This window comes from Rothia sp. HMSC071C12 (genome assembly GCF_001813895.1).
Lineage (GTDB): Bacteria > Actinomycetota > Actinomycetes > Actinomycetales > Micrococcaceae > Rothia > Rothia mucilaginosa.
Genome location: NZ_KV814346.1, coordinates 1 through 12,368, shown reverse-complemented (window position 1 = coordinate 12,368; position 12,368 = coordinate 1). Strand labels below are relative to the sequence as shown.

Sequence of the window (12,368 nt, the reverse complement as noted above, 5' to 3'; positions counted from 1 at the left end):
GCGGCAGTGGGGGCGGGGGTAGTAGGGGCGGGGGCAACGGTGTCAGAAGCATAAGACACGGCGGCGGTAGCGGTAGCAGTGGGGCCAGCACCAGTAGTAGCGGCAGAAGACGCGGCGGTAGTAGCCATAGAAATGGAGGTCACTAAATAATTAATGCGCACATAAAAGCACCTAGACCAAAAACAGAGAATAAGAGAAAAATGCTGAAGGTAACTGATTTTAGCAACCTCCAGAATTCATTCTTTTCCGCACCCGGGGCAACCTCTGGAGTTCTCGTCACCCAATGTCGCCTCGCTAAAATTTTAATTTTTTAAAGTTCTGGCGCCGATTAAAAGAATTTCAGGTTAACTATTCCTAAAAGAATTCTACGAATGTGCTTAAACCGCGGTTTTATTGACCTTCGGGTGGTATTCTGAGAGTGTTGATTATGCCCGATTACCGTTGTAATTTCCTGCAGTAGGCAGATATGAGACTTGGTGCACAGTTAATTTTGCCCCTCGCTGAATTAATGACCATGCAGGGATTTAAAACATAGCCTATTGGATATAATCGTATACACAAAGAACACACAGAACACACAGTCATCATAATGCGGAAAAGGAATTTATATGGCTATTGAATGCCATCATACTCCGCAAAATATCATCCCTCCGGATGCGGATGCCTGTCTAAACCAGTATCCGCTGGTGCTTGTTGGACCTGGTACTGATATTCCGGTGGTCTACAGGGTGCACGACACCTATGACCCTGACGGTTCGCCGCGCAGTCCTCTGTTTTACTCTTCCGCGTGGGAGCCTGGAACTGCACCCTATATGGGAGGCCGTTTTGGCTTGCAGGGTTCTAAGGGTCTGGGTACATGTAACACGGGCATGTCACCACTGGCAGCTATACGGGAAGAACTTGGCACTGATCTTTCCAGGACGGAAATCCCTCGTTCCCGTTTGGCTGGTAAGTCTATATCCAGGATTCGTCTGAAGCACCCGATAGTGCTGGTGGATGCGCGCGTCAATGGACCTGGGTATTGCGCTGATTGTGTGAGCGATGCGCGCCATAATGGCACAAAATATGCCCTCACTCAGCCGTGGGCACAGGGCATCTATGAGCTGGGCGCTGGTGGGATCATTAGCAACTCGAGCCTGGAGGAAACAGAAAATGTCTACCTTTATGGCCCTGCAGGTGTCTATGAGGGAGACCTGGAGGTCGAGGAGACTGTGGAATTGATTGAGGTGTACCGTGAGTATCTGGCTCAAGGTGCAGGCCTACCCATAATCGCTGAAGATATCAAGAATGTCCCGGTCCTTTCGGACGATTTTGGTGATGCACTCCACGATAGTCTATTTCCGAATTAAAGGCAGTGCCTCCAGGCTTACTCAGCCTTCTCATTCTCGCCCCTTGATGTCTAGGGGAGAGAATGAGAGAAGGCATTGTAACCTACAGGCGGTACAATAACCGATTAGACCCTTACTTTACACTTGGGCTTTACATTGAGTACTGTGGGGTGAGAGCCCTCCGGTGCGGTACCCAGCCCACACCAGGATGGTCACCGCATCGGAGGGGGCTCCCATGGATGAGTGGGGAGAAAACTTGCTATGGAAAAAAATGAATTCCTGACTCGTACCCTCGGACCAGCTCAGGAACTACTCAACGCGCTCATCGCTGACGGAACCATCGATATGACCGAAAGCCGCGCCCACGATCTATCCTTCGCTATCCGAGTAGCCATCCAGAAGCACGCAAAAACCTACCAGGAGCCCAAGACAGCCCTATCCACCGTCGGAGACCTCTACACCACTGCAGCAGTCTGCAAGTACCTCGGGGACATCACTCGACAGGCACTCAACGACCGCATCAATAAAAAAACCATCCTTCGCCTGAAGGACGGCAAGGGACGAAACGGCTACCCTGGATTCCAGTTCGCTGGCGGAGCAGTTGACCCATCCGTCCAAAAGATTATTCAGACACTCCTTAACGGAGGGTTTGATGAGTGGCAAACCGCCCTCTGGCTCACCAGCCCCTCACTGATGTACGACGGTCTCTCAGCTCTGGAATACATGAAGGAATCCGAAGAGCACTTCACTGAGGTCCTTGACCACGCGCTCGCTGACGTGAACACCCGCTACGCCAACAAATAAACCCTAAAGCATACATAAGAAGATATAGAGGCGGGGGCTACCAGACCACTCATACCAGTGATCTAGCAGCCCCCGCCTCTTCGTCCTCTCACGTATCCTGCCTTCTTAGCGCTCGCCGGAGGTGTTCTTTACCTACGGCGTGCGCGGCGTGCGCGTTTCACCTTTGCTGTGTAGTCGGCGAAGGTGAGCAGTAGTGCGAGCAGACATAGTAGGAAGATGATGCGGGGGGCGTCCAGTGCGATGCCTAGTTCTGGGATGCTGAATATGGTCTGTGTGTTTGATGCGGTTTCGGTGATGTTTCCGGTTTCTGGGTTGCTTTCTGTGGTGGGGATGGTGGGTAGGAATACTCCGAGGGACAGCAGCCAGTTTTTCGCGGTTTCTAGTAGTCCGCTCATCCATGCGCCGATGGCGCCGAGGGGGAGCATGAAGATGAAGAATACCCAGGTGAGGAATTCTTCGAAGTTGTTGTTCGATGGGTTGTTTTGGCTCATGGCGCTTATTCCTCCTTTCGGGTGCGGGCTTCGATTTCTTCTTCGCTGCGGGCGCGGCGGGTGGTGAGTTGTTGGCCTTGGGTGAGGGTGAAGGATCCGGATTCGCCGTTGATGGTGCGGTAGTCCAGGATGAGGTCGCCGGAACCGAACGGGTCCTCAACCAGTGAATTGACGACCACCCATTCGCCTTCAACTTCAACCAAGTCGCTTTCAGCAAGTGACTGGGCGGAGCTGGTGCGTTCTTGGCCCCATACGGCGTTATCGAACTCATCCGGTGCGCTCAGTGTCGGGGTTTCGGAGGCCATGATAACTTCGGGGGTGACGGCAGGCATCTCTAAAGTATCTGCGGTCGGCTCCCCTTCTGCAGGGGTGCTGTCTTCGATGACCTTCAGCTGCGCTTTCAGCGCTTCGCTGCGGCGGACCGCAATCTCAATGGGTTCTCCGTCAGCTGCCAGGATTGGGGCGGTCAGATAATCCGTCCACGGGGTCGGGGTTTCCTCGAACTCGTCGTTCTTCTCGTTATAAACCTGAGTGTATTCCTCCAGCTCCTTAATGGTCTTCATCGTGTACAAAGCATGAGTCGGCATATTGTTCTTGACCTTCGACTCGTCATAGTCGGAGTCCAGCGGGTCCGGGTTCGGTGCCAGGATTGACTGAATCATGGTGGGTTCTCCGTTCATCATGGCTAGGGCGCGGCCCTTTGCACCGGCTACAGCGCAGCCGATGGAGGCGTTTTCCCACATCATGATGGAGGCATCACGACCCATCTGACCCAGTGACATGCGGCCACCAAAGTTTTCTCGGGTCTCACCGTTCATCAAGGACGCGTCAGGACGCTGAAGACCAACAACCATGTGAATCAGTGCCTTACGTGCCAGACGCGCCAGCGAGCCAATCCAACTATCCACCTCAGACTTTGAGGGCATGCCCTTGACCTTGTGGGTGGCGTAGAAGTCGGCGATATTGCCCTTCATTTCCGACAACTCATCACAGACAAAGAAGATCGGGTCAAAATCGTAGGCAGTAGCCTGACGCTTCCGCAGCAGCGTATACCGCTCCTGCATAATCTCGTGAAGGTGCTTGAGCATCCTAATCTGAGTCGGCACCGAATTAGCAATCAACTCCACATTCGGCCACTCATCATAACCAAGCAACTCAATCCACTTACCATCACACAGCCACACACGGTAACCGGCCTGAGTAATCTGCTGAATAATATTGTGCAAGCTGATAGTCTTACCGTAACCAGTACGACCAGTAATGAGCAGGTGCGCATCCTTAGTCGGATTCCACGTAGCCCACTGCCCATCCTCATTCAGACCCAGCAGAATCTCAAACTTCTTATACGCCTTATAGCTTGCAGCATCATCGAAACGCTGACGCATCGGCTGCGCATGCGCAGGCAACGACACCACCGCAGGAAATTCCTTACGACGCGTAAAACTCAAAACATCCTGCTGCGCATCCCAGTTACAACGATAAGAACCAGGGATACGAGTCAGCATCGCACGGGTAATACGAGCCTTCGAGGAAGGATTCATCTCCAGCTCAAGCGTACGATGATGCTCAATATGAATCTCAGTCAGCACACCCTGCTCATCACGCACAAAACGGGCATTAGCCTCATCACCCAGCAACTTCTTAGCCGCTTCGGTGATAACGCGCTCGCGTTTCTGTTCTTCAGTTTCGTTGATGGTTTCGTCGGTAGCGGTGGGGATTGCTTTGAGGACAAGCTTCTTGCGGACGTTGTTGACCGAGTCGATTTTGAACTCTACGGTGCCGTCAGAGAGTTCACGGTTAGCAATGGCTAGAAGCTTTCCAGCCCATTCGGGGTTGGTGGCGTCGATGGTGCGTCCGTAGTGCACGATCAGGCTTGAGGGGTGGCCTGGTTCGGTGAGGTTGTGGCGTACAGTGGCCCCGGCTCGGCGTGCTTTCGTCCAGGAGGCGGCAGAGAGGTTCTTTGCACGCTGGGAGGTACGGCTTGAGGAGGGTTTGACGGTTTTCTGGGGTGCGGTATCGGTGGTATCTGCCTCGTTGCTGTTGGGGGTATCGGTAGTGGCCGTAGTCTCGGGTGCGGGCGCAGCATCAGTAGCAGCGGCCGGGTTGGTTACTTCTTCCTGGCCTTCTGCCTTACCTGCCTTCTCAGATTTTTCGGCGGTGTGGGACGACGGTAGCGGGGTACGCTTCCACCGCCCCACACTCACCAGGGTGCGGCTCAGACCCTTGACTCCCAGTAGTGGGTAAGCTGCCTCAATGAAGTTGTCGGCACGAGCCTCACGTTCATCTTCATGACGGGCTGAGGCGCTGAAGGAGGCGGCGATAGCCGCAACCACCGCACCAGCAAGGATGATGCTGATCAGCGGGGTTCCGGCCATCACCAGCCAGTCCACCACCATGATGGCCACGATTATCACAGCCGCAGTGACGTGCTTGCCTTTACGGACCTTAGCAGGTAGCCCGTGCTGCACCTCAGTGAGCATCGGTTCCATAGGTTCGGGGGTGTTATCCCACCGGGCTGCAGGCCCGTCAGCAGAACGTCGCGTAGTACGTCGTGACCTCATCGGCATGGTGTCCTTTCAACAATGATTCATCTGAAGAGATACAGATGGTTTAACTCACGGTGTGGGCTTAGCCGTTGTTGCCCAGCGCGTTGTAGTAGTCAGCGACCTTCCACGAGCCGGAGAAATCACGGACCAGTACGATGGTCTTCACTTCACGTACCGGCTTCACAGCTTCCATGGGGTCTCGTGCATCTCGGCCGACCATGAGGGTCGCGGTGAACTTAATCATCGGTGCACCCGATTCGTCGGTACCCTGGGTAAAGACGACGTATTCACCCTCGTCCTGAACGTTCATGGCGATCCTGGCCTTGACCAGGCGCTGCCACTCAGGGTCTTCAGCCTTCTGCTGGCTGGCCTGGTCGATCATCTTCTGCCTAAATTCGGGGGTGCTGTAGGTTCCGGCGCGGAAAGCCCAGTTTTCCGGGTGCGGATCCTTCCAGGACTGGGAGTAGTAGGCGGTGACGAATTCGTGAGCGCGGGAACGGGCACGCTGAATCTCAGCCTCATCCAACGCCTGGGCTGAAGCTGAAGCTGAAGGTGAAGCCGAGGCCTGTGAAGTGGTGCCCTGGCTTGCAGGGGCAGAGGCCACAGCCGAGGAAGAAGAAGCCGCTGCACTTGAATTCGAGGCAGGCTTAGGGATCATCATCCACACGGCGAACAGCACCAACACGATGGCGCCAACGATCATTGCGATGGTCTTCCAGTCCATCGAACGACGCGCACCACCAGTAGCGAGCGCACCATTAGATGCGTTGGGGGCAGATGCGTTGGGGTGTGCATCCTGATTCTGGTTATTGTTCATTGTTATCTCCTTTATGTGGGAAATTATCGGGGGTCATCCTGCCCCCTGCCCTGTACTGTACCGAATGTGCCCAGTGCCGGTGGGCGCGGTTTGTGTTGTTCGAAAAGGGCGGGCAGGGGGCAGCTATCAGCAGTAGTAGCTATTTTTTGGGGTGGACGATACGGATGTAGGCGGTATCTTCGGCACCGTTCCAGGCCACGGGGTGCTCGATGGTTCCGTCTTTCTGGCTGAAGGCCGAGTACATTTTTCCGTCTCCTGCGTAGATTCCGACGTGGCGGTAGCCGCCTTCTCCATCTGCGAGTTGAACTACCAAATCGCCAGGTTGGGGGTCGTTGGTGGGTTCACCGACGGTCCAAGGGGTCTGGCGGGGCAGCTCGATTCCAGCTTGGGTGTAGACCCAGTGGACGTAACCGGTCTCGTCCCAATTCTTGAAGTCGTTGCGGCCTTGGGCGAAGGTGCCGCCCAAACCGTCACGGGCTTTGGCGAGGATGGTGTCGCGTACTTGGTGCTCCTTGTCGGTGTGCACGCCGTCGGCTTCAACGGTGAGCTTTTGAGGCTTGTCGGAGTCCTTGGATCCCTTGGAGTCCTTGGATCCCTTGGAGTCCTTGGAGTCCTCGGCCTGGGCCTTTTCAGATCCCTTATCGTTCTCGGAGCTCTTCTGATTATTCGGACAAGACTGCTTACCATAGGTGGTATTACCGTCCACCCCGGAGAGTACCGAGTAGAGCTGACGTGCCGTGTTCTCCCACTTGGAGTACTCGTACGGGTACGCACTAATCTGCACCGTCTGCGCAGCTTCACCTAGCCCCTTGGACTCCCAGCCGGGGTAGTCGAGCAGGCCGGGCGGGTTACCGTGGTTCGGGCCTTCAGGTCCACCGTAGAACGCGGCTGCTGCATACTTCGGGTCGTGCACCTGTTCGGCGGTACCCCACCCAGCGGAGGGACGCTGCTGGAACAAACCAACAGAGTCACGGTCACCATCAGGGGTGTTCTTCAAGGCGTTCTCCTGCAGAGAGGTCATCAACGCAATGATGATGCCTCGCTCAGGCACGCCCATACCCTTACCGACAGCGATAATGTCGGCAGCGTTAGCAACCCTTTTCTCGTCCCAGGTGTACTTGCTACCGGAGGGCAGGTCGGTTTCAATCGGGGTGATGTCCACCTTGGGGGACGGCGCTTCAGTCTTAGGGGCTTTCACCTCCGGGTTCGCTGGCGCTTCGGTCTTCTGCGTATCCGACACCTGATCCGGCGCACCCTGACCCAACGTGATGCCACGCTCAGCCATATACGGCTCCGGGTCGGTCGGGATACCCTTACCATCCGGGTTGTTCGGGTCCGGCAACATAATCTGGAAGTGCAGGTGAACACCGGTCGCATAACCAGTCATACCAGCACCAGCCAGCTCCTGACCGACTTCTACGTGATCACCGGCCTTCACTTTCGCAGTACCAGTTGCCGCATGCCAATACCAGTATCGGACGCCGTCATCACCCTGAATGATGATGCCGTTACCACCGGCAGCACCACCAGAATCAACAACCAACACCGTACCGGCAGCCGCCGCATAAAACGGGGTACCCTCAGCCATACCAGCAATGTCAGTACCCGGATGATCCGTCAAATCAGCCAACGTCGCACCCGGAATCGGATTATCACGCAAACCAAAACGCGATGTAATCGTACCCACCGCCGGATTCGCATACTTACCATTCGGCGCCACACGATTCACACACGAACTCTGATACTTCGACTCACGCTGCTGAACCAAAGCATCATGACCCGCCTTACCCATCACCATCATCGACGTAATCACAAACACCCCGAACACAGGCACCACAAGCACCAGAAGCAGACAGCCGCAACCCATAGCACGACGACTACGACGCTTCTGCTGCTTCCTCTGCTTCTTCGCCTTAGCCTTCGCAGACCTCAGCAACGCAACGGCACGGCGGCTAGCACTATCACTCATCAGGGGGCATCTCACTCTCCCCCACCCCCAACACAGCGGGGGGCTCAAAGCAAGGGGGACTCAAAAACAGGGACAGGTTAAGTAATTCACTCCTATAAAGGCACCCACCCACCCACCCTTCACCTCACCAGCACAAGAAAATTTTTAAAAAAGACCCCCACCCCACAACACCCCCCTTTCCGTCTAGACAGAAGAAGGGCGATACTCCCAACAGACACAGCACAAGCGACAGCGGCACCAACACCCACCCCCCTCCCCCTTGTGCGCTCGCTACCTGTCTACCCCCACGAAGAGGGCATAAAAAAAGGGGGTGTTTGGCAGAATCAAACTACCAAACACCCCCCCTTCTACAGAGGATGATGATGAACCGTCCCCATCAGACGGCTAGTCGCTGCGGCGGGTATCCACAATACCCTTACCCTCAGCCGTATAAGCACCCAACTCAGGCACCCATGAGGCACCCCACGGGTTAGCCTCTACACGACACGAAACCCGCACCGTAATCGTGTTACTCTCCGCCGACAGGTCAGGGCGACGACTACCAGCAGCATCAGCGTTAAGCACCGTCACCTCAGACGGAGAGCACCCAGTATCCTCAAGGTTCCTAGCTACCGTCTCTTTCGCTACCTGCACAGCGCGTGAAGGCTCCGAGGTCAACGCGGCATCACGGGCAGCAGCAGCCGCTGCGGCATCAACTGACGACTGGACATGGGCACGTACGCCAAAAAACCAGACCGCTGCTACGACCATGAGCAGTAGCGGCACCATGAACAGGAATTCGACAGACGCACTACCATCCTGCCCCCGGCCCTGGTCCTGACCCTGCTTACGCTTGAGCATGTACGCCCTCCTCTCTACACCACGTGAGACTATACCCAAGAATAAAGGGGGTGGTGGGTGCGGCACCATCACCAGCCACACCCACCACACACGCATGTTTACTTCACGTTGACCGCGTACCCGTCCTGCACGCGAATCATCTGCACACCGTCCATCGGCACCTCATGGATCAGGACACCGGACTCATCATCGGCAGTCCACTCCACACGGTACAGAAGTGACGACGTCACACGATACGTGTCCTGTTTCTTAGCCTTCCACGAACAGGTAGAACCGCCACGCTGCTCACCCGCGTACACCGGGCCAGGATCATCACACTGGATAAAACCCTGAGTACCGCTTGCCTGACCGTCGAAATGCACGTTCATCGCCAAAAAGCTAATCTGCAGCTTCACGTGCGTACCACCATCGGTAGCCTCAGAGATAAGCGGGTTCCGCTGGCTCGACGAGCGCGCCTTCGACGGCGGTACCCAAGCCCAGACGTACCCCTGCGTAAACACGAAAGCATCCGGGCGCAGGTTCGCGTCAGACGGCTGAGTACGCACCACAAGCTTCTCAAAATTGTAATCAGCGAGCGCATCCTCCGCGAGCTGCGCGCCTTTCTTTGCAGCGGTAGCACGCGCCTCAGCCTCACTGGTCGGCACCGTAATAGTCGTAGGTGCAAGCAGCGACTTCACCGCTTCAAGATTCAGGCCAGCACCATGACATTCAAACGCCGTGTGATGTTTTGCTACTGGAAGGTTAAGCTTCTTCGTCGCGTAACACGATTTCGGAGCATAGAACCAGCCAGTGTCAGTCTCGCAGGGAACTTCAACACCACCGGCAGCAATGCAGGTCTGTCCTCTCATCGACGCCACAGGCTGAACGACAGGAGAGTCCCCTGCGTCGCGGTTTTCATTCACTGGAGCAGAATCGTTGGAGGCTTTATCTTTCCTGTTCTGCTTGATGACCTGTACCCGAGAATCGGATACGTCGACATTTGCGTTATCTGCAATGACAGGTCCAGAAAACCCCGAGAGCAAAAACAGGGTAGCAACGGCAACCGCGCTAACCCGCTTCCTAGCTAGCTTCATCATTGACTTTCTCTTCTTACGAGGCACAACCAGTGCTCAAATCACGTGCACCCGCATACACATAACGGCCATCCTGTAAACGCAATACCAACAGCTCAACGGTATTCGTTGACTCCGGACCTACAATAGCCCTCTTACCATCCGAAGTATGCAACTGGGTCCAATCCTCGCAATACCTCACACGCAGGTGGCCATAGGGGTACGTACTACCGTCCGAGTAGTCCGTAGGCAGAACATCCGTAACGGTCACATCGCGAATCGTCACGTTACCGGTATAGCCACCGTTATTATCTTGAAGACCATCACGAATAGACTGAATAGTCTCCTTCACCTTATCCAGCTTCTCCGGGGCCACAAATTTAAGTAGCTCCTCGTCACTCGCATGCTCCAAATCTCCATGCATCCACGCGTTAAACATACGATTGTCGTTTACTGCAACGCGCTTAGCCGCTCGAATCGCTGCTTCCCTGGCGATCGTGGAATCAGCATTCGTATCATCAGCCGCACGCACCTCAACCACTTCGGATCCCTTCGGGTCCGCCGCCACAGTTGCAGACGCTGAAGCCTTCGCAGTAGTGGGGGTGGACGCAGCAGACGCGCTCGCCGAGGAGGAAGTTACCGGCGCAGTAGATGCAGTAGCAGATTCGGAAGATTCACTGGTAGCCTGACCACCGCCACATGCGGAAAGTGCGAGCATCAGGGCGACAGACATGCCTGCCAGGCCAGTACGGGTGGGTCGGTGTTTATAGGTCTTCATGGTTTCTCCTATGAGGGGCCCTCATCTGGTGCCTGGTATGTGTAGGCTCCAGGAGGATTTTTATCGGCTGTCTTCACGGTAGCACACAGACCCACCAGGACATCCATCAAACGGTTAGATGCTCAGAGTGACACCGCGTGCGATGGCGAGGCTCTGATAGCGAGCCATCTCATCGGTAGTGTCGAAACCAACGGTAGTGAGGTTTTTCAGGCGGGCGGAGACGGCATCCCAGCAGGCCTGTGCCTCAGCGGCAGTGGTGTCCGGGGCCTTCAGCTCGGCAGCGCATTCTCGGCAGATTTTGCCGAGGATTTCTCCTCGGTGTTCGGGGCAGGTTGACTTGGGTAGGGTCACCAGAGGTACGGGGGCGATAGCACTCCTGTAGGTAGGTGCGGTGATTCCTAGTAGTGCGGGTTCACGGGTGATAGCAGAAGAAACCAGGGCCTGAGCATTACCTACCGAGGTGACGCGGCTCAGCACCGTGTCGATAGCAGAGCGCAAAGCACCATCCGATACAGCGCTGGCATTCAGCCCATTGTGGTCCAGGTGCGCGCGCAGCTCCGTGATGTCCACACCCGCGTGAGCAGGGATAGAGACCACCTCAGGAGTAGACTTCGCTGGGGCTGCGGCGGGTGCAGGCTGAGATTCCTGACGGTTCGGGGATTCCGGTACAGATACTGCGGGACGAGTGCTAGTGCGACGGCTACGGCGGGTACCCCAGCCGAGTAGCTTACGATGCTCAGTACTCACCGGCGCCAGACGCAGACCACCCGGACGGGTACGAGAGCCCAGGTCATACTCACCGACGTAGACGGTCGAATCAAATTCCTCCCCCAGAGGCGCAAAATAGGCCCTAGTCGCTACAGTCAGTGCGGAGCGGAATTGCTGGCGCCAGCGGCGCTCATTGCTCATGCTGCTACCGAATTGGGCGGCGAGGTCTGCCCAGGGGATATGTACCTCGCGGCGGACGCGGCTCATACGGCCAGCCAGCCACAGGTACACGTCACCAGCAAGAGCCTGGTGGGGGTTTTCGGTGACGATCTGGCGCCAGGATTCACGGAGTACGCGCATGGTGCCGTGTACCGGGGAGGGAGCTGCAGCGATGCGGTCGAAAAATTCTTTGGAGAGGATGACGACTGAGCGGTATGCGTCGTCGAGGGCGCCGTCACGGTCAAAGACGAGGTCTTCGCCGGATCCGACCAGGCAGGCGCGTGAGGAGAGGTTGGTGCCGGTGGTGCTCTTGGCGCGGTGGGAGACGCGAATGCTCATGTTGAGGATGGCGCGGAGCTGACGCTCTACGGCGCGGCGGTTAGCGGAGCTGTAGGGTACGCCCATGTCGCGGAGGAATCCGCGCCAGGTGCGGGAGATTTCGATGGTGGGGGATCCGCTCGTCATGGCAGAGGTGACCAGGTACATGAGTACCTCACGGGCGATACGCCCGGAGGGCAGGTGGTATTGGGTGGTGCCGTCAGCGTCCTCGTACGGTGTGGCGGCGAGGATGACGGTGATATCCCCGTCGGTACGTTCCCACATGGTCTCTGAGGTAGCACGTAGCGGTAGCGAGTAGTTGACGAAGATCCAGGGGTAGGTGCTGGTGATGTATCGGTCGATGGCTAGAGGCCCGGTACTACGGGGGCGCTTGCGGGATCCGCCGGTGAGGGCGGTGTGGTCAGCGAGATTCTCGCTGAGATTCATGCCAGCGGCGGTGCTGGCGGGGGTAGTCAGGGTAGACTGAGGGCGCGCGGG

Annotated in this window: 10 protein-coding genes; 2 read left to right on the top strand and 8 right to left on the bottom strand. The window is 56.4% G+C overall.

Annotation, left to right across the window (positions count from 1 at the left end; translation table 11 throughout):
* Positions 1-608: 608 nt before the first annotated feature.
* Complete coding sequence (locus tag HMPREF2942_RS00375) at positions 609-1,349, top strand: RES family NAD+ phosphorylase (RefSeq protein WP_070687878.1); 741 nt, start codon at positions 609-611, stop codon at positions 1,347-1,349.
* A 240-nt stretch (positions 1,350-1,589) separates the two neighbouring features.
* A complete protein-coding gene (locus HMPREF2942_RS00370) occupies positions 1,590-2,132 on the top strand; it encodes a hypothetical protein (protein WP_070687876.1) in 543 nt (180 codons plus the stop codon).
* Between the two features lie 128 nt (positions 2,133-2,260).
* Here the strand turns inward: HMPREF2942_RS00370 and HMPREF2942_RS00365 are convergent, their stop codons facing one another.
* The 8 genes from HMPREF2942_RS00365 to HMPREF2942_RS00330 all read right to left on the bottom strand — a co-directional run.
* Positions 2,261-2,623: a hypothetical protein gene (locus HMPREF2942_RS00365; protein WP_070687874.1), complete on the bottom strand. Its 363-nt coding sequence runs from the start codon at positions 2,621-2,623 to the stop codon at positions 2,261-2,263.
* A gap of 5 nt (positions 2,624-2,628) precedes the next feature.
* Complete coding sequence (locus tag HMPREF2942_RS00360; protein WP_070687871.1) at positions 2,629-5,103, bottom strand: FtsK/SpoIIIE domain-containing protein; 2,475 nt, start codon at positions 5,101-5,103, stop codon at positions 2,629-2,631.
* Positions 5,104-5,251: 148 nt separating this feature from the next.
* Positions 5,252-5,986, bottom strand: coding sequence for a hypothetical protein (locus tag HMPREF2942_RS00355; protein ID WP_070687869.1), 735 nt, complete (start codon positions 5,984-5,986; stop codon positions 5,252-5,254).
* A 139-nt stretch (positions 5,987-6,125) separates the two neighbouring features.
* Positions 6,126-7,955 (bottom strand): M23 family metallopeptidase, encoded by a 1,830-nt coding sequence (locus HMPREF2942_RS00350; RefSeq protein WP_070687867.1) that lies wholly within the window; start codon positions 7,953-7,955, stop codon positions 6,126-6,128.
* 384 nt (positions 7,956-8,339) lie between these two features.
* On the bottom strand, positions 8,340-8,795 hold the full coding sequence (locus HMPREF2942_RS00345) for a TadE family protein (protein ID WP_070687865.1): 456 nt from the start codon (positions 8,793-8,795) through the stop codon (positions 8,340-8,342).
* A 98-nt stretch (positions 8,796-8,893) separates the two neighbouring features.
* Positions 8,894-9,472 carry a hypothetical protein gene (locus tag HMPREF2942_RS00340; protein WP_070687863.1) on the bottom strand — a complete coding sequence of 193 codons (579 nt, stop codon included), beginning with the start codon at positions 9,470-9,472 and terminating at the stop codon, positions 8,894-8,896.
* A gap of 412 nt (positions 9,473-9,884) precedes the next feature.
* Positions 9,885-10,625 (bottom strand): hypothetical protein, encoded by a 741-nt coding sequence (locus tag HMPREF2942_RS00335; RefSeq protein ID WP_070687861.1) that lies wholly within the window; start codon positions 10,623-10,625, stop codon positions 9,885-9,887.
* A 114-nt stretch (positions 10,626-10,739) separates the two neighbouring features.
* The coding region (locus HMPREF2942_RS00330) for a replication initiation protein (protein ID WP_070687859.1) at positions 10,740-12,368 on the bottom strand (1,629 nt) is incomplete at its 5' end.

What these genes read in the sequence shown, in the direction of transcription:
- HMPREF2942_RS00335 (WP_070687861.1), bottom strand. Translation starts at nt 10,625, where the DNA reads ATGAAGACCTATAAACACCGACCCACCCGTACTGGCCTGGCAGGCATG.
- HMPREF2942_RS00350 (WP_070687867.1), bottom strand. Translation starts at nt 7,955, where the DNA reads ATGAGTGATAGTGCTAGCCGCCGTGCCGTTGCGTTGCTGAGGTCTGCG.
- HMPREF2942_RS00365 (WP_070687874.1), bottom strand. Translation starts at nt 2,623, where the DNA reads ATGAGCCAAAACAACCCATCGAACAACAACTTCGAAGAATTCCTCACC.
- HMPREF2942_RS00355 (WP_070687869.1), bottom strand. Translation starts at nt 5,986, where the DNA reads ATGAACAATAACCAGAATCAGGATGCACACCCCAACGCATCTGCCCCC.
- HMPREF2942_RS00375 (WP_070687878.1), top strand. Translation starts at nt 609, where the DNA reads ATGGCTATTGAATGCCATCATACTCCGCAAAATATCATCCCTCCGGAT.
- HMPREF2942_RS00370 (WP_070687876.1), top strand. Translation starts at nt 1,590, where the DNA reads ATGGAAAAAAATGAATTCCTGACTCGTACCCTCGGACCAGCTCAGGAA.
- HMPREF2942_RS00345 (WP_070687865.1), bottom strand. Translation starts at nt 8,795, where the DNA reads ATGCTCAAGCGTAAGCAGGGTCAGGACCAGGGCCGGGGGCAGGATGGT.
- HMPREF2942_RS00360 (WP_070687871.1), bottom strand. Translation starts at nt 5,103, where the DNA reads ATGCTCACTGAGGTGCAGCACGGGCTACCTGCTAAGGTCCGTAAAGGC.